The 21,384-nt window shown below is 49.4% G+C and carries 17 protein-coding genes; 10 read left to right on the top strand and 7 right to left on the bottom strand.

Annotation, left to right across the window (positions count from 1 at the left end):
* Positions 1 to 58 precede the first annotated feature (58 nt).
* Positions 59 to 484 carry a DUF6157 family protein gene (locus MKX76_RS17515; protein WP_340897174.1) on the top strand — a complete coding sequence of 142 codons (426 nt, stop codon included), beginning with the start codon at positions 59 to 61 and terminating at the stop codon, positions 482 to 484.
* Positions 485 to 711: 227 nt separating this feature from the next.
* Here MKX76_RS17515 and MKX76_RS17510 read toward each other — a convergent pair whose 3' ends face one another.
* Positions 712 to 1,581 carry an alpha/beta fold hydrolase gene (locus MKX76_RS17510; RefSeq protein ID WP_340897172.1) on the bottom strand — a complete coding sequence of 290 codons (870 nt, stop codon included), beginning with the start codon at positions 1,579 to 1,581 and terminating at the stop codon, positions 712 to 714.
* A 150-nt stretch (positions 1,582 to 1,731) separates the two neighbouring features.
* On the opposite strand from MKX76_RS17510, the gene MKX76_RS17505 reads away from it, so the two are divergent.
* The 3 genes from MKX76_RS17505 to MKX76_RS17495 all read left to right on the top strand — a co-directional run bounded on the left by MKX76_RS17505 (position 1,732) and on the right by MKX76_RS17495 (position 3,576).
* A complete protein-coding gene (locus tag MKX76_RS17505) occupies positions 1,732 to 2,427 on the top strand; it encodes a MerR family DNA-binding transcriptional regulator (RefSeq protein ID WP_213614874.1) in 696 nt (231 codons plus the stop codon).
* 18 nt (positions 2,428 to 2,445) lie between these two features.
* A complete protein-coding gene (locus MKX76_RS17500; protein WP_340897168.1) occupies positions 2,446 to 2,850 on the top strand; it encodes an MmcQ/YjbR family DNA-binding protein in 405 nt (134 codons plus the stop codon).
* Positions 2,851 to 3,030: 180 nt separating this feature from the next.
* On the top strand, positions 3,031 to 3,576 hold the full coding sequence (locus MKX76_RS17495; protein ID WP_341034304.1) for a hypothetical protein: 546 nt from the start codon (positions 3,031 to 3,033) through the stop codon (positions 3,574 to 3,576).
* 261 nt (positions 3,577 to 3,837) lie between these two features.
* On the opposite strand, the gene MKX76_RS17490 is transcribed toward MKX76_RS17495, so the two are convergent.
* Together MKX76_RS17490 and guaD are read right to left on the bottom strand one after the other, a co-directional pair.
* The gene (locus tag MKX76_RS17490) at positions 3,838 to 5,190 is read right to left on the bottom strand and encodes a uracil-xanthine permease family protein (protein WP_340901500.1); all 1,353 of its coding nucleotides are present in this window, start codon (positions 5,188 to 5,190) and stop codon (positions 3,838 to 3,840) included.
* Positions 5,191 to 5,234: 44 nt separating this feature from the next.
* Positions 5,235 to 6,599 (bottom strand): guanine deaminase, encoded by a 1,365-nt coding sequence (gene guaD, locus MKX76_RS17485; protein WP_210095355.1) that lies wholly within the window; start codon positions 6,597 to 6,599, stop codon positions 5,235 to 5,237.
* A gap of 222 nt (positions 6,600 to 6,821) precedes the next feature.
* On the opposite strand from guaD, the gene MKX76_RS17480 reads away from it, so the two are divergent.
* Both MKX76_RS17480 and MKX76_RS17475 read left to right on the top strand, forming a co-directional pair.
* Positions 6,822 to 7,331 (top strand): DUF4241 domain-containing protein, encoded by a 510-nt coding sequence (locus MKX76_RS17480; protein ID WP_144870926.1) that lies wholly within the window; start codon positions 6,822 to 6,824, stop codon positions 7,329 to 7,331.
* A gap of 195 nt (positions 7,332 to 7,526) precedes the next feature.
* Complete coding sequence (locus MKX76_RS17475; RefSeq protein ID WP_260985845.1) at positions 7,527 to 8,015, top strand: GNAT family N-acetyltransferase; 489 nt, start codon at positions 7,527 to 7,529, stop codon at positions 8,013 to 8,015.
* Between the two features lie 198 nt (positions 8,016 to 8,213).
* Here MKX76_RS17475 and MKX76_RS17470 read toward each other — a convergent pair whose 3' ends face one another.
* Together MKX76_RS17470 and MKX76_RS17465 are read right to left on the bottom strand one after the other, a co-directional pair.
* Positions 8,214 to 8,975 carry an alpha/beta fold hydrolase gene (locus tag MKX76_RS17470; RefSeq protein ID WP_210095356.1) on the bottom strand — a complete coding sequence of 254 codons (762 nt, stop codon included), beginning with the start codon at positions 8,973 to 8,975 and terminating at the stop codon, positions 8,214 to 8,216.
* 96 nt (positions 8,976 to 9,071) lie between these two features.
* Positions 9,072 to 9,992, bottom strand: a complete 921-nt coding sequence (locus MKX76_RS17465) for a copper amine oxidase N-terminal domain-containing protein (protein WP_144870930.1) — start codon at positions 9,990 to 9,992, stop codon at positions 9,072 to 9,074.
* An 87-nt stretch (positions 9,993 to 10,079) separates the two neighbouring features.
* Here MKX76_RS17465 and MKX76_RS17460 point away from each other — a divergent pair, with 87 nt between their 5' ends.
* The 3 genes from MKX76_RS17460 (at position 10,080) to sigJ (ending at position 12,578) form a co-directional block, all read left to right on the top strand.
* Positions 10,080 to 10,331: a hypothetical protein gene (locus tag MKX76_RS17460; RefSeq protein WP_341034302.1), complete on the top strand. Its 252-nt coding sequence runs from the start codon at positions 10,080 to 10,082 to the stop codon at positions 10,329 to 10,331.
* An 83-nt stretch (positions 10,332 to 10,414) separates the two neighbouring features.
* Positions 10,415 to 11,716 (top strand): phytoene desaturase family protein, encoded by a 1,302-nt coding sequence (locus tag MKX76_RS17455; protein WP_144870934.1) that lies wholly within the window; start codon positions 10,415 to 10,417, stop codon positions 11,714 to 11,716.
* The gene (gene sigJ, locus MKX76_RS17450) at positions 11,694 to 12,578 is read left to right on the top strand and encodes an RNA polymerase sigma factor SigJ (protein ID WP_341034301.1); all 885 of its coding nucleotides are present in this window, start codon (positions 11,694 to 11,696) and stop codon (positions 12,576 to 12,578) included. The genes MKX76_RS17455 and sigJ overlap by 23 nt, the downstream gene beginning before the upstream one ends.
* Before the next feature lie 205 nt (positions 12,579 to 12,783).
* Here sigJ and MKX76_RS17445 read toward each other — a convergent pair whose 3' ends face one another.
* Together MKX76_RS17445 and MKX76_RS17440 are read right to left on the bottom strand one after the other, a co-directional pair.
* A complete protein-coding gene (locus MKX76_RS17445) occupies positions 12,784 to 14,370 on the bottom strand; it encodes a glycoside hydrolase family 30 protein (RefSeq protein WP_340901496.1) in 1,587 nt (528 codons plus the stop codon).
* Between the two features lie 90 nt (positions 14,371 to 14,460).
* Positions 14,461 to 17,142, bottom strand: coding sequence for a glycoside hydrolase family 3 C-terminal domain-containing protein (locus tag MKX76_RS17440; protein ID WP_341034300.1), 2,682 nt, complete (start codon positions 17,140 to 17,142; stop codon positions 14,461 to 14,463).
* Between the two features lie 800 nt (positions 17,143 to 17,942).
* On the opposite strand from MKX76_RS17440, the gene MKX76_RS17435 reads away from it, so the two are divergent.
* Positions 17,943 to 21,284, top strand: a complete 3,342-nt coding sequence (locus MKX76_RS17435; RefSeq protein WP_341034299.1) for an S-layer homology domain-containing protein — start codon at positions 17,943 to 17,945, stop codon at positions 21,282 to 21,284.
* Positions 21,285 to 21,384: the final 100 nt, after the last annotated feature.

Genomic DNA, 21,384 nt, shown 5'->3' with positions numbered 1-21,384 from the left:
TGTTAGAAAATTCGATGTGTGATGAGCGAAGCTATACATCGGTTCAGGAGGAACGAAGATGGAATGGAATTACTATGATACGTTTATTACCGTTGCCCCGGATTGCCCCGCAGAGAACGGAACGAAGCCTCCGGACAAGAAAAGCGGAAAAACCAAGCCGGGCATCGAGTTTGAGTTGCTTGAGAATCATCCGTACGTCTATACCCAGGAGGAGCTCCTGTTCGAAGTACATATCCGGCACAAGAACATTCCGGAAGCGGAGCTGGCCGAGAGAAGGGAGCAGATTCGAGAAGCGTTTTTTAGGAAGCCGCAACCATGCTTGAGAGCATCCATGCTCCCGAAAAAATACGGATGGGGTCTCCATTTCAATGCGAAGGGGCAAATCGCGATCGTTCCGGTAGAATCTCCGGACTACCATCGCTTCGTGGAAGGGGCGAACGGAAAGGTGAAGCTGCTCGCCGCCATGAGGAACAAGAAGAAGTGATTCGGTACAGCGGCCACGACGATGTCTAGGTGACTTCTATTGGTCTGGATTTGATGATAAGGCCGTGGCTGAAGCTGCCTATAAAGCCATGAAACCAGAATTCCTCAACCAGACGGGCTTCCAAAGCGGTCAACATCTTGGAAAATGGAACTATACATATAAAAGGGCAGCCGATGGAACTCGATCGGCTGCCCTCTTGTTTTTTAAAATCACCAACAATTTTTTAACTACTTCAAATGTTTAATGAACCAAGCCTTTATCAATGGCAGAACCGTTGCAGGTTGCATGGCTTTGGTGTGATCCATATCCTTTCCTTTTAGGATTTCTATATCCCATCCAAGCTGTTCTAATTCTTCTTTATTGTTTTGAAGTATACCGATAATATCAACTGTGACATTGCCGAAGTTTTCTCCATAAACGATAGTGTCTTTTTCCCCGGCAAACGCCAATCTCGGAATAGCTAATTTATGTTGAATTTCCCGATCATCAAATTCCATTAAATGTTCGTACATTGTAACAAACTGTTTAGTTTGATTCGTGTCGATCTTTACTTGAATGTTATCCCAATCGACCTTTTCTGGACTGATTTGGCTTTGTTCATCAACAACGGAAGCATTTTGATTGCTTAAAGCTTGTTTATATGTTTTATTTGTCACAACCATCATTTCTTTATACGGACCATCTATTGGCGGAAAGCCACCCATGATTAAGCTTTCTAGTCTGTCTGTCCGAATAGCTAATTGTAATCCAACCAAAGCCAACCAAGAGTAACCATAATAGCTAAACTTCTTAACGTTCATTTCATTAGCAATGGTTAGTATATCTTTTACAATGCTTTCAGGGGTGAGATTCTCTGGATTCGGATGTTGTAAACGGTGCCCTTCGTAGTCGAAGTGTAGAATCCGGAACTTGTCCATAAGTCCCTCAACAAAATGCTTTCCTAATTCGGGGTCTACTCCCCACAGCTTTAAGTGTTCGGCATCCTGTCCATAAACGGATTCTTTAGCAACCGGAAGCATGATGGTGGGAGAGTTTGCATTTCCTACTAGACCAACTTTTAGCTCTGTTCCATCCGTAAGTTTTATGTTCTTTTCCATTTTTATCACTCCTAAACGGTTCATACGACCATCATATAACATTCATGCAATCTTTCGGTTTTCTATTTCCCGCCCTTTATATATTGGGGCTTTATTGGAAAATATGTTATTGTAGCACTTGAAGGTCTTACTTTAAAAAGGAGGTAATAGATGGAGACATATACCCCTAAACAAATTGCAAAGACCTTAAATGTCAGCACCACAACTTTGCGAAGGTATGAAGAACTAGATCTCATTCCTGCCGTACCGAGAACAAAAAGTAATCACCGTTTCTATACAGCGCAACACTTCCAAGCTTTTATTACGATTAGGGCCTTGTTGAAAGGATATGACATCCCTATTGTTTACGAAGTCATGAGACTGAGTAAAAATGCACGATATGAAGAAGCCCTTTGGTTAGTTAATGAACAGCAATATCATATTCAAGTGGAGAAGCAGCGAGTCGAAGAAATACTTACGATGATACAGAATGCCGATTTTACCAAATATAAAAATGTAAAACTAAAAGAATATATGAGTATTGGAGAGGCTGCCCAAATAGCGGGCGTAAATACTTCAGCTATCCGGCATTGGGAACATGAGGGATTAATCCATTCGGAAAGAAATAATGAAAACGGTTATAGACTGTTCTCGATATCTCAGCTTCGCAAAATCCTGGTCATAAGCAGCTTGAGGAAAACCGTTTATTATATTGAAAATATGAAGAGTTTATTGAATAATTTGGACAACCAAAATTATGATAAAGTCGAACGTTCCTTTCAATTGGCTTTGGAAAATTTAAATAATCAACTAATGCTTCAAATGAAAGGAATCGCAGAATTGATAAAATATATAAGGGAATTATGAGTTGAGGAAGTGGTGATCATGGTATTTCATACCTATACGATAGGGGGGAGAGCGATTCAACCGTCCGACCATCTTCATATGGTTCGAAATCTTGCTCTATCCTTGCCGGCCGTAGAAGAGGGGACCTCTTACGGAACCCCCGCATATCGCATCAAAGGAAAGTTATTGGCGCGTCTGCACGAAGATGGGGTTACCCTCGTACTAAGAATGGACTACGAAACGCGGGACTTCTTGATGCAGTTCGATCCCGATGTCTATTACATCACAGATCATTACCGCAACGCTCCGTATGTGCTTGTGCGCCTTTCGGCCGTCGACCCGAAGGAACTGCTGGAGCATCTCGAACGAGCGTGGAGATCCTGTGCACCAAAGAAGCTTCTGGATGGGTACAGCCCTAGTTGGAGTTTCGAATCGGAATCTTAGTGCTGCGTGTAAATGCAAAAGCGTTTAGCCAGCGCCTTAAATTGTGTTTTAATATAACTTATACTTCTCAATCTAGAATCACACTCGGTGGCATTATCATACTAAAGATAATTGGAAAGATCATAAGGGAAATGTTGACCGGTATCAAAATTCACTTCCAAAATGGGGTTCGGAATAAAAGTGGAAAAGAGAAGATTTTTATTAACATTTGGTCGGAATTTAGACCATAGCAATATCGACTACTTGGTCCAGAGCCGACTGTTTAAGTATAGGGGGAGGATTCAGGAGGATTATTTCAATCCTGTTCTTAAAAGCGGCGCTGAGTTAATTCTGAACTACCAGATTATCGATACGAATTTTAATCGAGTGTCAATGAAGTATTATTTGGAAGATTTTCATTTAACGGAAGCGCAGAAGAATGGGTTTATGCTTTCCTTGCAAAAATTGAAGGGTACGCATGTCTGGTGTGATCCGAAAGTTCAAGGACATGCTTTTTGCGAAGTGAATGGGATTAAGTACAGTTTTCACGTTTATCGGTCACTTCAAGGACAAGAATTTCGCTTCCCGGAATATTACAATGACAGCACGGCTGATGCTACGATTCAGAGTCAACTGCATAAGTTGCCAGAGGAAGAACAATATTTACAGTTTCCTGCAGATATGAATCCAGAGGTAAAAGACGAAATTACGATTAAATGGCTAAAAAGACTAATTGAAATGAAATAAACAGGTGAGACTCTGCGCTTATATGTTGCAGGGTCTTATTTTCTTTTGTGAATTGCCCAGCCCAACATGCAGAAATATAAAACACCTGCCATCACCTAATAAACAGCAAGCATCTTCTAAGCTCCTAGACTTTGTGTGTAACGAAGTGTTTATCCCCTAACTATAAAAAACACCCCCAAAGTCTGCGATGAACGCAGCCTCTTTGGGGGCAGACGTGCTTAGCTTACATATAATCCGCTCGTTTTTGCCTCGCTTTACAACCTACTTCGCGCTCGGCAGTAACTTATTCAACACAATCGCTGCAAGGGAAGCAGCCAGAATTGGGGAGCCCAATAGATATTGCACGAACGTAGGAAGCGTATATAAGAAATCTTTAGGAATGAGCACTAGCGCCAACGTCAGAATCATCGGGATGGCGATAATGTACATTTCCTTCTCGCGAATGGTTACGTTCTTCATGACCTGGATTCCGTTAATCGAGATGATGCCGCAGACGATCGCGAATACGCCGCCGATGACAGCCGTTGGGATCGAGGAGATCAGCGCAGCCAATTTACCGGAACAGCCGAACAGGACGAACCATCCGCCTACCGCAAGGAAGACCCGGCGACTGGCTACGCCCGTGATGGAAATAATGCCTGCATTGGTGGAATAGCCGGTAACCGGCGTTGAACCGAGTACCGAAGCGATCAGACAGCTAATCCCTTCGCCAATAACCCCGCGGTTAATGTTCTTATCCGTTAACGGTTTATCAATGACGTTGCTGATTGCAAACCATGTCCCTGTCGTTTCCGCCAAGAGTACGAGGTAAATGATGACCATGGTGATGATCGCCGAGAGATCAAATGAGAAGCCAAAATCCTTAAACGGCAGCTGCGGCATGCTGAACCACTTGGCGCTTGCGACAGCGCTGAAATTAAGGACACCCATGAAGTTAGCCGATATGCATCCGATGATTAACGCGATCATGACGGAGGTAACTCGGAAGATCGCGCCTTTCGCTCGCATCAATGAACCGAGGGCTACGAATAGAAGGAGTGCACCTGCTGAGATCAGCGCCAGCAGCACGTTCTGATTGATGGCAGCGTCCGTGGCGCCATAGATATTGTCGCGGATGGCAACCGGCAGTAACGAGAGACCGACAATGAAAATAATCGTGCCCCCTACAATCGGCGGGATGAAGGATTTCACGATTTTATTGAAGATTCCCGTATATCCCAAAATCACCACGAGAACAGCACCAACCAAGCTGGCACCCAGCACCGAGCCCCAGCCCGTCTCCCCGCCGCCGCTGGCGGCATAAATGGCGACAATCGCGCCGAGCGGAACATAGGAAGGACCCTGCGCCATCGGCAGCTTCATACAGAAGTACGTCTGCACGATCGTGGCAAGCCCGGCCGCGATAAACGTGGATTGAATTAAGGCGCTGGACTGATTGGGCGCTAAGCCGATTAACATGGCAATCAGGAACGGAACGACGTAGACGTCCATCGCGACGACATGCTGCAAACCGAGAATGGCGGATTTTCCGAAGGAAATTTTGCCGTCGGGCGGAACCGTTAATTGCTGTGAATTCGTTTGTGCGTCATTTTGCTTGTCTGCTTGTGTTTTCACTCCGATGGACACCTCGAATGTTTAGATTAATTGATCTATCATGCTTAACGCGAATGGACCTTGTCCCCTTGCACCCATACCTCGCGGATATGCTCAGGTCTTGCCAAATACATGATTTTCTGAAAAATATCGTGCACATCCTCATGCTCATCGAAAATCGGCAGCTTGGCGGATGGAATGCTCGTATCGATCACCTGCACATCCCATGCATAGCCTTCCTGGATACGACCGATCGGCAAGCTCAGACTATCCCCGCCGCCGGCCGTTGCCAGATAGAATGCCTGATGGATCGTAATGCGCGAATCGGGTACGCCGCGATCTTCGGCAGGAAGGGAAGGGTTAACGCCATCCTCCAGCATCCGCGAGGATATTACCGCTTGTCGAATATTATCGAAGAGGCTTGGCGAGAAGCCGCCGGAGATATCCGAGCCCAGGCCGATCTCGACATTTTTGGCATGGAAACGGGCGACCGGGATGACGCTGTTGGCGAAATACGCGTTGGATATCGGACAATGGGCAATCGCGGTGCCGGTGTCCGCAAATAACTCCGCATCCTGATCCTCCAGAAAATTGCAATGCGCCATAACGGATTTATCCCGCAGCAGGCCAAAATCATGTAACGCAAAGGCATCGTTCTTGTGGAATCGATTCTTGACATATCCGTGCGCCCAATCGCTTTCGCTGCAGTGGGATTGAACATAGGTGTCATATTTGGCAGCCAGCTCGCCTAAGCCTCTAAGCCCCTCATCGGTGCAGCTTGGAATGAATCGTGGGGTGACGACGGGATAGACGCCTTGTTTTGTAGTCTTGGCTAATTCCTGTACAGCGATAATAAATTCTTCCGTATCCGCAAGTGCGGTGGATGTGTCCGCATCGCGATAGTATTCCGGATTCTGCTCGGGATCGTCCATGACGACTTTGCCAACAAGTCCGCGCTGGCCTTTGCTCGCACAGATTTGGGCTAACAGCAAGCTGGCTTCCTTATGCACCGTTGCAAAATAAAGAGCCGTTGTCGTTCCGTTGGCCAGTAAGGTGCTGACCACATCGTCGTAAACCGTGCGCGCAAACTCGAGATCGGAAAATTTCGATTCCAGCGGGAAGGTGTACGTATTTAACCAGTCGTAGAGCGGGATGTCTAATGCGGTTCCAGATTGGGCCCACTGCGGCGCATGCACATGCAAGTCGACAAAACCAGGCAAGAAATATTGACCCGCCTCTAACCGTTGAAATTTGTCAGTGCCTTGATACGCATCCAGCAAGGACGCGTACTCGGCGTCCTCCGGGGCGACGATTCGCTCAATCATACCGTCGTCATTGATGCAATACAGATGGTCCCGTAATACTTGAATTTCTGTGGGCGATTTGCTTGAAAAAGACGTGCCTTGAAATAATTGCATATATTTACTCATGGTTACCGCCTTAATGTTCGTTTTTTGGAATGTGGTTGTTATTATAGACCTTCAAAAAGGATTCGTCCATACCCTAAAGGCGAATAGATGTAGATACATGTCGAATAGGAGCGATTGTAATACCCTATCCTGATGGATAACCATCCTGGTGCGTCATTAAACTTTCCTTTGCACCCATGATAGAATAGATGTAAATCCAAGCGGTTATGGGAGGTATCCTCATTGATCATTCAACTGGGTAATTTTGAAGTAACTTCCGGACAATTGGTTGTTGCGGATCCGTGTTACGAACTAGATACGAGCATCGTTATTATGGGTGTAGTGGAGCCTGCATTGAATGGAACGTGGGTCTCGGAAGTGGAGAAGGCGGAGATCCCGGACTGGGGTGAAGCCAACGCCAAGCTGACGGCATACCATCAGTCCGTTGCGGAACAAGGGGCATCCTTGGAGTGGATCAAGTGTCCTTTCGTGGCGGGGGTGGACAGCGGACAGGCTGGGATTTTTGATATTCACAAATACCGGATTCCGGATGCGGAAGGATCATCGGACGGCACGGATACGGAATGGTATTATGCCTGCTGTGATATCACCGAAAGCGGGGAAGAGGCGGGTGTTCTCGAGGGAGGCGTTGTCTCGCGTACCGGCATTGGCGACGGGGCGTACGGCGTGTACAAGGCGGTGAATGGGCAGGATCAGGTGGTAGGCGTGAAGATTGTTTTTATTAAAAGCTAGGATACAACCGCAACGACTAATGCATCGTAGTCTGTACATGACGTGCACATGTCTTTAGGCAGCGGGACCGTCGAATTATTTTTATAAAGGGTGATTCCTATAGAAGCTATATGCATTAAACCGATTCATCGGTTCACGGACGAAGAACAAACTGAACTTGGGGAGTGTGGATATTCCTCAAACGCAAAGTACAAGGTGACCAAAATTGAAAATGAAGAGAGAACCACGATCGACATTCAATTAGTAGAGCTTGAAGCACCGTATCACAAAGAATATACAGACAGTGAAGATGATTTGGAGCTTTACAGCAAGATCGTCCCCATGGGATATTCACTAGGAGCATACATAGGTACTCGATTAATCGGGGTCGTAATCGCTGAGGAAATAAAGTGGAATAATACCGTTTTGATTTGGCATTTCCAAGTCTCGGAAGACTGTAGAAGAATGCATGTTGGCAAACAATTGATGGATGAATTAGTACGTCTTGCAGAAGGAAACGGAATAAGAGCAATAAACCTGGAGACGCAAAACACGAACGTAAATGCTATAAGGTTCTACAGAAAATGTGGATTTGAAATCGAAGGCATTGATTTATCTCATTACACCAATGATGATGTTGTAGATGGGGAAGTGGCCATATTTATGAAAAGAAAAATCGGGCAAACCGGGCAAGAGTTCAAATAAATGCGGAGCAATGGCTCTCCCCAACTTGGGGAGAGCACCCCATAGAGTGAGCATCAGAAACATATGATAGTGATAATGGAACCGCACCCCTATTGTTTGACAGAACTAACAACGGAGGTGCAGTTTTTTTATGATTACATTTCGTTTTTGGAGACAAAGCGGGATGCCTTCTGTTAATGAAGAGTTTCGTTTCTACATTTATTGACCTTCCTGTTTATGAAGACTCAAATCATGGAGGATATGTTCGCAAATGTCGTCAGGATGGGTCAGGGTAATGATATGATTCGCGCCAGGTATTCGAACGACTTTAATTTTAGGAATTTGATTATATAACTCAGCTATGCGGAAAAGATCTTTGGATTCATTCTCGCCGATCAATAATAAAGCCTCTGCCTGAATTTCGTCCAACCTTCCTAATGCGGGAGGTAAGGAAACCGTTTCGTAAGTTTTCCATTCAAATGTCTTTTGAATGTTGTGTCTCATCATTTCACGTAGTAAATCATAGGCTTCTCCTGGTGAAATGCTCCAGGAAGGTTCGCTCAATGTTAGATCAATCATTTTATTGACGTCCGGCAACGCTTTGGCAGCTTGTTTCTCTAGTTCAGCATACTCAGGAGAAAATTGATACCCGGATAGGCCAGGAGCAATTAATACGAGTTTAGACACGATGCTCGGATAGGTCAGAGAGAAATCAACAGCAATTTGACCTCCTAGGGAATGACCAATGAGTACAGCTTCGTCAATGTTAAGTTCGGCTAATAGCTGCCTTAAGTCCCCAACATGGTCAATTGGTGCTTCTGGAACTGGGGACCTTCCGGCTCCACGTACATCGTAAATGATGACTTTGAATATCTTAGCTAGCTTTGGCGTAATAAAGTTCCAATCACGAGAATCCATAGCGCCGCTATGGATTAATACAACTGGCCTGCCACTCCCATGAACTTCGTAGTAAAGACCCATCGTATAAATCCTCCTCGATAAAATGTCGTTGAAACATCATCTTCCTCAACATTTGGACCCGAATAAGTCATTTTTTTACGTAAAACAATAGATTATTTATTCTTCGGGAATTTCCACGATAATATAATTTTCCTTCATTTGATTTTGCTCGAGTTCCTGATCTTTATATGTGACCTTATTCCAGTTTTGTTTGTTAATAAGGCTGTAACCCGTAGCTCCAATATGAGGCATCCAACGGAAGCTTGCAAAGGTTGTACCCTTAAATGACGGAAGTGTTCCAGCTTCATCTATTAACATGCGATTAATAAAATACAGGTCGTTTGCTGTGCCTGGTTTATCACCCAGGAGGCCCTGCCATTTCAGGTAAGCCGTATGGTTAGAAATTTTATAGTAACTAACTACGTTATTATTTACTTCTATGAACTGGCCGGATTCCCGTTCAGGAAAATAATATTGAAGACTAAACGTATCCAATGTCGGCTCAAATTCTTTCGGTAGTTGGGAAACCCTTGGCAAATTTATGGCTGCATTTCTTGCAGTACTAAGCTCGTCGCTTTTATAATCCTTGGTCAGTTTTGAACTTGCTTTTGTGATATATGCGGTTTGGGTCGCCTGATTCCAGGTTACGGAGCTGCTCATTGCTTCTGTAACAAAGCGCAAAGGAATCATGGTCTTGCCTTTATGGATGAACGGCGCGGAGCTAAGTTTTACGGGTTCACTATTCTTTTGTGCAGTTGTTTTATTGATCGTGAGTATTAAATGAGTCTCTTTTCCTTGGACGGTCACTTGCTTTGTCTTATTGTTCCACTTAAACGTTAAATCGTCTAAAGTCTTGGCTCCCGTTAAGGTAATAAATACTTGGTTGTTTTTTAGAAGTATATCTTCAGAGGATAGACTTGTGTTGTTGATGATTACATGTGGTTCCTGTTTTGAAGCTGCTGAAGATATGTTGTAGCTTGGAGCAATTAGAGCCGCACTGCATAGCAGCGCGATTGAAATTTGCGATATTTTTTTCATGAATTTCCCTCCAAAATATGGTGTCATACTTTATGACGTAAAAAAAGCTGGAAAGTTACAAGGATTTTATTCATTGGAGCCTCTCGCTTGTCCATGAAGACCGAAATTAACAAAATCCTTCATATGGGGCATGTGGTCCATGATATGAAAACGATCCAGGGAGAAGCCTTCACGTCCTCACCGGGATTTGCCGGATATGCAGTAAAGGTGCGAAACCTTGCCATTACCCGGCGGCATCTTGAATCGAATGGATTCCCGGTGGTTGAGACGGCCCGGGGAGATATTTTTGTTCCGAGCGCCTCCCTTCTCGGGACGGCTCTCATTTTCACGGAAAGATAAGCATCATAATTTTTTTTCGATTCCTGTCACACTCCGCACCCCTTGCCCGTCATACAGGTAAAAATCGAAGGGAATGATGAACGATGCAACAGTATGATGTGGTCGTTGTTGGCGGAGGGATTGCCGGGTTGACCGCTGCAATTTATGCAGCGAAAGCAGGGAAGCAAACGCTCATCATTGAGAAACAGGAACGATTAGGCGGCCGGGCCATGTCCATGAAGAAAAAAGGGGCTTACTTCAATCTGGGCGGGCATGCCTTGTATAAGGGAGATGCTTACGCAACTTTCATGGATTTGGGAATTCACGTTCAGGGAGCGGAGCCCTCGATTGAAGGTTATGGGGTGTGGAAGGGGAAATTGAGCATTTTGCCCACGGATATGAAATCTTTATTCACGACCCCGCTCTTGTCTTGGAAAGGGAAGCTGGAGCTTGCTGCCTGGCTGGGGAAACTCGGCAAAATGGATACCCATCCCTATGATCGCATCAGTATTCGCGAATGGGTCGAATCGAATTTGCGGGATCCGATGGTGCGTAATATTTTCTATTCCTTGCTGCGAACCGCAAGTTATGTGGTGGGGCCGGATTTGCCTGCAGCGGGTCCTGCATTGAAGCAGCTTCAAAGTGCCCTTAAAGGTGTGTTGTATCTGGACCGAGGCTGGGGCGAATTGGTCGAAGCGTTAAGAAGAAAGGCATCCGATCTCGGCGTGCGGTTTGTAACGAACAGCCTGGTTACGTCCATCGATGTCCAGGATGGCAGCGTGCGTCACGTGCTGTGCAAGGATGGAGCGAAGATCGGCGCACACCATGTCGTTCTCGCCACACCGCCTTCGATTGCCCATCAGCTGGTGCCTTTTTCAGAAAAAACCGCCCTTCATACCTGGAAAGAACAAGCGATCGAAATCACGGCAGCCTGCCTGGATGTTGCATTGAGACGTCTACCGAAACCCAAACAACAATTTGTATACGGCATCGATCAAACCGTCTTTCTTTCCAATCAATCCCGTGCCGCTTATCTAAGCGACGACGGTGCGCAAGTCATATCCGTTCTGAAATACCAAGGGAAAGAGACCGACCCGAATAAGGATTTGCGCGAGCTTGAGGGGATGCTGGATTTGGTGCAGCCGGGGTGGCGGGAAGAGCTGATTGTCAAACAATACCTGCCGAAAATGACGGTTTCTCATGATTTTATGCATGTGAACGGACGTGTTAATCCCGGACCGGCCGTTCCCGAAATTAGCGGTTTATATGTAGCAGGAGATTGGGCGTCACATGGTGAACTATTGGTGGATGCCGCGACGGCAAGTGCCAAAAGAGCGGTGCAACACATCCTCTCCCTTGAAAGGAAGGAAAGGACTGACCTTTATGAGCATCGAGGAATTGTATAAGCTTTATAAAGCTCCGCTTTTTTCTTTAGCCTATCGAATGCTCGGAAGCGTCATGGATGCGGAGGATATCGTACAAGAGGCCTTCCTGAGTTATGAAAGGCTTCAGGATGCGGATGCCATTCGAAATGAACGGGCGTATTTATACAAAATCGTGACGAATCGGTGTCTGGACCTTTTACGCTCATCCGTCAAAAAAAGGGAGTTGTACGTCGGCCCCTGGCTCCCGGAGCCTCTCATTGAGAGGGGGGCTTCGGATGGCGCTTCGGTTGGCGATCCCTCCGACACGTATTTGCGCTCAGAGTCGATTTCCACGGCCTACCTATTGCTGTTGCAGCAGCTGAATGCGATGGAACGGGCGGTTTTTCTCCTGCGGGAGATTTTCCAGTATTCGTTTGAAGAAATTGCCGATATGGTCGGGAAGAGCAACGCGAACTGCCGGCAAATTTTCCATCGCGCCAAGAAGAGCATCCATTTCGATCCGGACCAGCATCCGTCGGTATCGACGGCGGAGAAGCATATCAAGGATTTCGTGGCATCGCTGTTGCAGGGAGATACGACTAGACTGCTAGAGCTGGTTAGCGAAGATGTGGTTTTCTACTCGGATGGCGGAGGCAAAGTCAAAGCGGCGCAAGTGCCTGTGGTTGGATTTGAACTCGTGCTGAAATTCCATCAGTTCCTGATCAAAACGTATGCAGGCCGATTTACGTACTCTTTCCTCATGGTGAACGGACTCCCGGGGATCCGATTCCTGCTGGATGAAACCGTCCAATACGTGTATTCCTTCGCTTATCGCGATCATAAAATTCAGACAATCTATACGGTCGCGAATCCGGATAAGTTAAGACATCTATCTCTAGGATGATTTCCGCATTTTTAATGCAGCATATGTTTGGAAGGATTCCGCATGCAATGTGCAGGAACTAACTTGAAGCAGAAATAACCGAGCGAAGAGCAGGGCCGGTCCCTGGGGTTCGCTCGGTTTTTTTTGTTTATAACAGGCCTCCTTGACTTGAAACAAAAGACTGGTCTGATAAAGATAGAAGGTCTAGAAAGCTAAACGTTTCCTTTTAGGAGCGGCTCCCGGAACCCGGCAGCCATTTAAAAGTGACGGCGCTTTGGGGAGGCAGGCTGTAAGAGAAAGCTTTACCGTTCCATTCCACGCTAAAGGGCAGCTCCTCGGCTCCTGGATTGGCGCCGATCAGGACAAGGGAGCCGTCGGGATTCTCATATGCCACGGTTTCTAATTTACCTTTGTAACGAGTAGATGCGATCCGGACAGCCCCGGGATCCACAAATTTGCTGGCATGCCCGAGAGCATAATATTCCACGTTTTTTTCCACGTCTCCCGTTGCAGGATTCACCGTAATCACACCTCGGCAGTCCTTGCAGCCTCCGTTGGTCGGCCCCCCGCTGGGGTCCAGCGCCAGGTTCCAGAAAAGAACCGTTTTGGCGGCATTTCGCGGTGCACCGACGATCAGGTGGTCCATTTGCCAGCTAAGGTTGTCGCCAAAGTCCGGGCTCCATTGTCCGCCGCTGCATTCTGTAAGGTATATATTTTTGTCCGGAAAATCATGGTGAACGGCCGACATGGCCTCCGCGGAGCCTTCATAACAATGGTACGCGGTTCCGTCGATATACGAAGCGGCTCCTGCGTCTCCAAGAACTTGTCGGGCGTACGCTTCCCCAAGTCCCCAATTATGGTCGAAAGCGATAATTTTAGTCCCGATCCCTTGCTTGGTAAAGGCGGGGCCGAGGTAATCCCGGATGAACCGTGCCTGCTCCTCGGCACCCATGCTCATGCTTGGATAGTCCGGCGACGTGAATGCCGGTTCGTTCTGAACCGTCAGGCCGTAAATCGGAATTCCCGATGCCTCATACGCCTGAATGTATTTCACGAAATAATCCGCATAAGCGGCATAAACCTTGGGATTGGTATAATCCAAATACCAGCCGTTGTATGTCTTCTCCCCATATTTCATCCACGGCGGGGCGGTCCAGGGGGTGCCCAGTATTTTGACCGCATGGTTTTTCTTCAGCATGTTTTGCAGCAGGGAGACCACATCCGCATCCTTAGCTATTGAAAAGTGCTCCATGCCGTAATCCATTCCCGATTCGATATCGTCATACGTATAGCTGCTCGGGCGGCCTTGTTCATCCACGGAAAAATCGGAAGCGCCGATCGTATGTCGGACAAAGCTGAGGCGGATGCCTTCTTCCGTAAACAAATCGCCCAGAAGGGAACTTCGCTGAGCTTCGGTCATGGTATGGTTGATCAGATAAGCCGAAGAGCCGGTAATCGCTGCGCCAAAACCGTCCATGGTTTGATAACGGATTTCCGGATTCACCTTGATGTTGAGGGTTTCCTGGCTTGAAGCTTGATTCGTGAATGCGACGGGCGCCTTTTGGGTGAGCAGGTTGGTCTGATCGCCGGTCGTTAGCCATACCTCGGAAGAGATTTCGCCTTTTGTACCGGGCGGGATGGCTATAGAACAGATCAGCAGCAGGAGAACGAGCAGCAGCAGACTGAGCAGGAACCGTCTGCGCCGCTGTGTGCTTCCCGGTTTATTCGCCCGGCCGGATAGGAGCTTGGTTTCTGTTACGGCTTGGGCCGCGGTCTCGCCTTTCAATACCGCCGTCTTCTCCGTTAGTTTCAAATTCCGCTCCTCCTTATCTCCTAACAAAAAGTCCCGGGGCGAAAACGCCCCAGGCTAAGAATTGATGAATAGAATGAATGAATCGTATGGTTATTTGCCGGAGCCTTTAACAGCGACGCTGCCTGTAAGGCGAATGTCGTCGGAGGCGCCGCCTACATAGATCGGCACTTGTCCGGAAGGCATAACCCAGCTCTTTTTATTTTCATCCCAATATGAGAAGGCCTTAGGATCAAGCTTAACCGTTACGCGCTGCTGTTTGCCCGGTTTAAGCTCGACTTTGGCAAAGCCAGCCAGCTGTTTGGACGGTGTTGCTACGCTGGTCGGAAGCTTGCCTGCATAGACTTGCACAACCTCCGCGCCCGTTACAGCTCCCGTATTCCGGAGGTTCAGCGAGACTTCAATCGTGGAGTCCTGCCCAGTCCCTTTAGCTTTCGTCTTCAGATTTCTATAGTCAAAGGTCGTGTAGGACAGGCCGTGACCAAACGCGAACGCCGGTTGGATGCCTTCTTTCTCGTACCCTTTATATCCCACGAAAATGTCCTCAGAGTATTCCGCGTCTCCGTTTACTCCAGGGAATTGCTTTTCATCCGAAACCGGGGTGGAATGCTCGTCGACAGGAATGGTTATCGGCAGTTTACCGGATGGATTCACGTCGCCAAACAGCACGCTGGCGATGGCGTCACCCTGCTCCTGCCCGGCATACCAGGCTTGCACGATGGATTTAACGTCATCTTGCCAGCCGTTCATTTGCACGGCTCTGCCGCTCATTTGAACCACGATCGTATTCGGATTAGCTGCAGCCACCTTCTTGATCAATTGCTCCTGGTTATTCGGAAGATCCAGGTCGGAACGGTCGATGTACCCTTCGCTTTCATAGGTACGCGTCACCACGACGGCAACGTCGGATTTACCCGCAAGATCAACAGCCTTCTGCATCTTCGAATCGGTTACCTCTTCCGGCGCTTCCCAGCCGAAGCGGACCAGTCCGCCAAAATCGCTGTCGCCGTCCGTCCAATCCGTGCGGTATTCAATGCGCACGTCGTGGCTTTCGCCGGCTTTCAGCTGCAGCGTCGCTTTCTCGGTAGCCACCTTCTCACCTTTATTATCGATCAGAAGCTTGCCGTCGAAATACAGCTTGCTGGAGCCGAAGCTCGAGAGCGACAGGGTGTATTCGCCGTCCTGTGGGGCTGCAATCGCGCCGGTCCAGCGTGCCGACATTCTGCCGTTCAATTCGCCAGGGACGGGAGTCAGCTTGGAGGACTGTCCGTTTAATCCGTCATAATTATAAAAACCAAGGTTCATATTCACTTGGCCATCCGTGCGTACCACGGAAGGTTGGCCTTCGAGATTCGTGTTATTGAAATATTCCGCGCGAAGTCCATGCTCGCCTTGAATTACATTACCGTTCTCATCAACGGGGCTTAGCATCGAAGATGGAATGGCCGATGGTCCATTCATAATATCCGCGGTGGAAATCGGATCGGTACCGGCTGCATATTTCACTTCAACACCCTTTCCGGCACGTTTGCGGATGGCCTCCAGCGGGCTTACCGTATAAGTCGGCTTCACAAGCGAGCTGCCGCCAACCGTTGCATAGTTGTCCGCATCCGGACCGATAACGGCGATCGATTTCAGGCTGTCTGCTTTCAGCGGCAGAGCATTATCTTTGTTTTGCAGAAGCACCATGCTCTCTTCGGCAATCTGCTGTGCTTTCGCTCCATGCTCGGCTGCCGGAATCTGTTTATTTACCGCCGGATGATCAAACAGCCCCTTGTCAAACATTTGGAACAGAATATTGCTTACCATCTTGTCAATGACGTCCTCAGAGACTTCGCCGTTTTGGACGGCGTTCATAAGCTTAGAGCCCCAAAATCCGTAAGGGTCCCCGGGGGTTTCCAAGTCAAGACCCGCGTTGGCCGAAGGAGCCGTGCTCAGGTTGGCGCCGTAGTCGCTCATGACGAAACCATTGAAGTTCAACTGGTCTCGGAGCATCGTAGTCAAGACCTCTTTATTTTCGCAGGCCGGCGTGCCGTTGATCTCATTGAAGGAGCACATGGCCGAGCCCAGGCTGGCTTTCTCGATGGCTGCGGCGAATGGACGCAGGTATACTTCCTGCATCGCGCGTTCACTAGCGATCGAGTTCACCGTGAAACGGTCGGTTTCCTGGTTGTTCAACAGAAAATGCTTGGCTGTCGCGATAACCGGATATTTTTGCACCGCATTGACATAAGCAACGCCCATCTTCGACTGCAGCAAAGGATCTTCCCCCATGGATTCGAAATTCCGGGAGCCCCAAGGCAGACGGGCAATATCGAATCCCGGACCGAGCAGGACGTTATGGGTGGTGTTAAAGGATTCATTGCCCACCAGGTCTCCGTACTCCGAAGCGGTTTTCGTGTTCCAGGTTGCGGCCAGCGCAATCGGAGTAGGGAGAGCCGTCGATTGTTTATCCTGAATTTCCGGATTGGCGACCCGCACGCCGGTCGGCCCGTCGGCCATCGTTAACGCGGGAATGCCAAGCCGCTCAATAGGAGCGTTATAAAACCCGTAATTGTTATTGACGTTCCCGGTAACAAAATCAATTTTCTCGGATAGCGTCATGGCGTCAAGCAATAGCTCCGTGCGTTTCTCGGCGGATTGAGATGTGTTCATCCACGGACGCGCTCCTCCATCATTCGATTCTGCGTTTGCAATCTGCAGCGGAGCGGCAGCGATGGCTCCAATAACGGTAAGTGCAACAAGTTTAGAGAATAATCGTGATCTTAACTTCAATGGTATAAGCTCCTCCTTATTTTTGGCTTTTGCCCCTTCACGCATTTCTATGGCATGCGCCGTACTATGTACCGGTACATCTCGTGATCGTTTTGATTTCAAGCGATCATAGGGGTCTAAATGGGTGTTCCCCTTATCCGCCCAGTCACCTGAAAATATATTTTCCCATAGGAATAGTTGGAAAATAGGGAATAGCCTGCAGCCTTCCTCCCTGTTAATGGCCGTAGCATGCTGCATTCTCTAAGGTGCTGGTACCCGCCCCGTCAACTTATTGGGGTTTGCAGGATAGAAGAACTGGCAAGACTGGGTGTCCATCCGATGTGCCGAGGCATCCCTCCTTGGTTAATCGGGTGATCTCCCGGCAATTAGACTAACGCACTTTTAGAGAAAGTGCATCACCCATTTCCTGGATGCCGCTGCTTTGAAAATGACAAGAGTGTCACAAAATTAGGTCTAAAGATTACAAAAACGTCATTAATTAGGTCCCGTTCCTCTTGATTTCGCCTCATGCGCTTTATTTTTGCAAACCGAATATCAGCCTCTTGTCTTAGAAAAATAGGACTGATTAATTTCAGAAAATGACATATATATTTCAGAAAATGGAAGCGGAACGCAGGGTCGGCCTCTGGGATTGGCTCGGTTTTCGTTTATAACAGCCCTCCTTGAACATGAAACAAAAATGAGACAGTTCTTGATCGACAATTGGTTTACACTGATTGAAGATGTTGAATCTATCAGATCACGGAGTATATCTACGACTCATCGCTTGACTTCGCTGATGTAAAAGGAGAAACGGGTTTATGAAAAAAATGTCCATCATGCTGGCGGTACTGCTCATTTTTTCGGCGGTGCTTGCTCCCTTGGCTTCCGCTGCGTCTGTGGTCCGGTCCGGTAGCGCCTCGATTCCGTCCGAAGCGGACGGTTGGGTGTGGGTCGGGACCGCAGAGGAACTGGCCTATATCGATCGGAATCAAGCGTCCTATCTGGATCGGAATATCCGATTGACCGGCGACATCGATATGACCGGATACGATTGGGTGCCCTTAGCCGATGAAGCGACCGTCTTCAGCGGCATTTTCGACGGAAGGGGACACCGGATCAAAGGCCTCACCATTGCTGGAGGAGCTCTGCAGTTTACCGGCTTCTTTGGCCGTGTTTCGGGTACGATCCGTAATCTGGACGTTACGGTTCAAGTGAACGGTGGCAGCTATGCCGGCGGATTGGTGGGTCATCTGATCGGCGGCAGCATCATCAACTCGCATTCGCAGGGCACGGTTACGGCCGGAGATACGGGTTACGTGAGCGCAGCAGGCGGGTTGGCCGGGGCGGCCAATGGCGATTCGAGCATTCTCCGCTCATCTTCATCCGCTGCCGTGAAGAGCGGAGATACCCCCAATCAGTATGCCGGAGGGTTGGTCGGATCTCAGGGAGCGGGCGCGATCAACGACTCGTATGCCACCGGAACGGTAACGAATTCGGGGGGAGGTTACTATTATTTTGGGGGCGGTTTAGCCGGACAACTGATATACGGAACCATTGCCAACAGCTATTCTTCGGCTGCCGTCATGCAATCCGGAAGCGCTATCTATTACGCCGTGGGCGGTTTTATCGGAACCATGGCGGTTGCCACGATCAACGCCTCGTATTATGATATCGAGGCATCGTCCTTAACCACTGGCGTGGGGAGTGGGGATATCATAGGCTCGCCTCATCTCACGGGCCTTACGACCAATGACATGAAGGTAGCCTCCAACTATCATGGCTGGGATTTCACCGATCTTTGGGCCATTGATGCTGGCGTCAATGGCGGCTATCCTTATTTACGCCCCGGCATCTTGACGACCGATCTTCCGCGGGCAATCAAGGACGCCCCCTATTCGATTGCGATGGACGCTTTCGATGGTTCAAGGGGCGGGCTGACATGGAATGCCTACGGACTTCCGGATGGCCTATCGATGACAGCCTATGGCATGATCGAAGGCAGTCCTAAGGAGAGCGGCACATTCACGGTTGCGGTTTCGGCAACCGATGCGGGCCGAAGCACCGTCAGCACGGTGTTGACCCTGCACGTGGATGAATCTGCTCCGGACATCGACGGATTTGTCGTTAGTCCAGGCAGCGCGAACGGGTCGACAAGCGTGACGGCGGTCCCGAGCGATCCCGGCCACATGTTTGCATATCTGCTCGGGCCAGATGCCGGTGTGCGTCCCCTAAGGGGGGCTGCGCTGCATGGCGAAGCGGTCCTATACTCGCTAGGCACGGATATTTTGCATCCGATTCCGGGTCAATATCTTCAGGTATTTGAGGTGGATGAACAGAAGTCCATCGAGGCATGGAGCAGCGTCCAGGTAGAAGCAGCTCACATTCAAGACCAGGTCCGCGTTACGGGAGTGACGCTGGATCAGACGGAGCTAACCCTTGCGGTAGGAGGGGCTTCGCAGAAGCTGACAGCCGTCCTTACGCCGGTGAATGCGACGAACCCGGCGGTCGCCTGGGCCTCCAGCGACCCAGCCGTCGTGGCGGTAAACCAGAGCGGCGAGGTGACGCCGATCAATGAGGGTACGGCAGTCATTACGGTGACAACGGCTGACGGCGGGTATATGGCTTCCGCTACGGTGACGGTGAAGTCCGCTCCTGTGGCTGCAGGGACGGTCATCGGGTCGGTATACGGCACTGGCAATACGCCGCTGGCCGGTGCGATGGTATCGGCCGGCGGCGTAACGGACGTCACCTACGCTAATGGGGATTTTGCGCTAACGAACGTGACCGCAGGCATCCATACGCTTACGGTGACGGCAGAGGGTTATGGCAGCCATACGACAGCCGTGAATGTCTTGGCGGGTGAGACAGCTGATGTAGGACGCATCGATCTAAGAGCTGCCTATCACCCTGAACCAGAATCACCATCCTATAGCGGGGTTCCTTCTCCCGCTCCTGTCCCTGCCCCTACGCCGGATACAAGGATGACCGTAAGGATCAACGGCCAACACGTCCAGGTGACCATCAAGAAAGAGCAGGAGCAGGACGGACGCACCGTTCTACGGCTTATCCCGGGCTCCGAGCTGGTTCGGTCGTGGGCTGCCGGCGGGGATGAAATCGTCATCGACATCGACAATGAGGAGCCGGTGGTGAAGGTGGATCTTCCGGCGGAAGCGCTGCAGGAACTCCTTGCGGCGAGGCCGAACGCCGCCATTCGGATTGGGGTGAACGGCGCAAGCTACAGCGTTCCGCTGCACGTTCTAAGCGACCTTCGGAATCGAGCGGCTGTAACGATCGCCATTGCGAAAATGACGAAGTCTGCAAACCGCGCGCTGGAGGAAGAGCTGGCCCGCCAAGGGTACGTCATGCTGGCGGAACCGACGAGCTTTGACTTGTACGGCGATGGTGATGAGAGACTTGAAGCCGAGGGCACGTACATGGAGCGGACATTCTCAATGAACGCTGTGGCTGATCCTGATCGTTCCACGGTCATCCGGGTGGATGATGCTGGGAAGCTGCACTATGTCCCGTCCGTTTTCGAAAGGGAGACGGCGACTTTGTACAGCGCGCATAACGGCGTATACACTGCGGTACGCTCTAACCGAACCTTCGAGGATATGCGGGGACATTGGGCGCAAGACGATATCGAGCGGATGGAGAACAAGCTGATCGTGAACGGATCGGCTGACGGCAGGTTTGACCCCAACCGTACGGTGACCCGTGCCGAGTTCGTAGCGATGCTCGCTCGTGCGCTCGAACTGGCCGATAAGCCGCAGCGAGCTTCTTACGCTGATGTGGCGCCGAACGAAGCGTGGTACGCGGGTGCGGTTGGAGCGGCTTCCGCGGCCGGCCTGATTGAAGGCTATGCCGACGGTTCGTTCCGTCCGGACGCTGGGGTCACGCGAGAGCAGGCGGCGGTTATGCTGGGCAGAGCGGTCCGTTACGCCGGTGAGCTTCCGCAGCAGGACGCCTCCGTGTTAGAACGTTTCTCGGATCATGCCGAGGTATCCGGCTGGGCCAAGGGACCGGCTGCCGAGCTGCTGGCCGCGGGCTTGATCGAAGGCATCGGGAATGCAGCGTTCGCTCCGCAGGCATTTGCAACGCGGGCCCAAAGCGCCGCTCTCTTATATCGGATGCTCCACTACTTGAATTTCATCAACTAATCGCAACCAAATAGCTGACGCGTACATTCCGGCCAGGAATGTGCGCGTTTTTTTGCGTTTCTTCCATTATCATGCCTGTCCGCAATCTCGAAACATAGTA

The organism is Paenibacillus sp. FSL R5-0810, assembly GCF_038002285.1.
Lineage (GTDB): Bacteria > Bacillota > Bacilli > Paenibacillales > Paenibacillaceae > Paenibacillus_AQ > Paenibacillus_AQ lactis.
The sequence above is the reverse complement of the archived record's forward strand: the minus strand, read 5'-3'. Positions and strand labels throughout refer to the sequence as shown.

Excerpts from the sequence above, each read along its gene's own strand:
- MKX76_RS17435 (WP_341034299.1), top strand. The coding sequence starts at position 17,943 with ATGAAAAAAATGTCCATCATGCTGGCGGTACTGCTCATTTTTTCGGCG.
- MKX76_RS17505 (WP_213614874.1), top strand. The coding sequence starts at position 1,732 with ATGGAGACATATACCCCTAAACAAATTGCAAAGACCTTAAATGTCAGC.
- MKX76_RS17465 (WP_144870930.1), bottom strand. The coding sequence starts at position 9,992 with ATGAAAAAAATATCGCAAATTTCAATCGCGCTGCTATGCAGTGCGGCT.
- MKX76_RS17515 (WP_340897174.1), top strand. The coding sequence starts at position 59 with ATGGAATGGAATTACTATGATACGTTTATTACCGTTGCCCCGGATTGC.
- sigJ (WP_341034301.1), top strand. The coding sequence starts at position 11,694 with ATGAGCATCGAGGAATTGTATAAGCTTTATAAAGCTCCGCTTTTTTCT.
- guaD (WP_210095355.1), bottom strand. The coding sequence starts at position 6,599 with ATGAGTAAATATATGCAATTATTTCAAGGCACGTCTTTTTCAAGCAAA.
- MKX76_RS17470 (WP_210095356.1), bottom strand. The coding sequence starts at position 8,975 with ATGGGTCTTTACTACGAAGTTCATGGGAGTGGCAGGCCAGTTGTATTA.
- MKX76_RS17510 (WP_340897172.1), bottom strand. The coding sequence starts at position 1,581 with ATGGAAAAGAACATAAAACTTACGGATGGAACAGAGCTAAAAGTTGGT.
- MKX76_RS17455 (WP_144870934.1), top strand. The coding sequence starts at position 10,415 with ATGCAACAGTATGATGTGGTCGTTGTTGGCGGAGGGATTGCCGGGTTG.
- MKX76_RS17500 (WP_340897168.1), top strand. The coding sequence starts at position 2,446 with ATGGTATTTCATACCTATACGATAGGGGGGAGAGCGATTCAACCGTCC.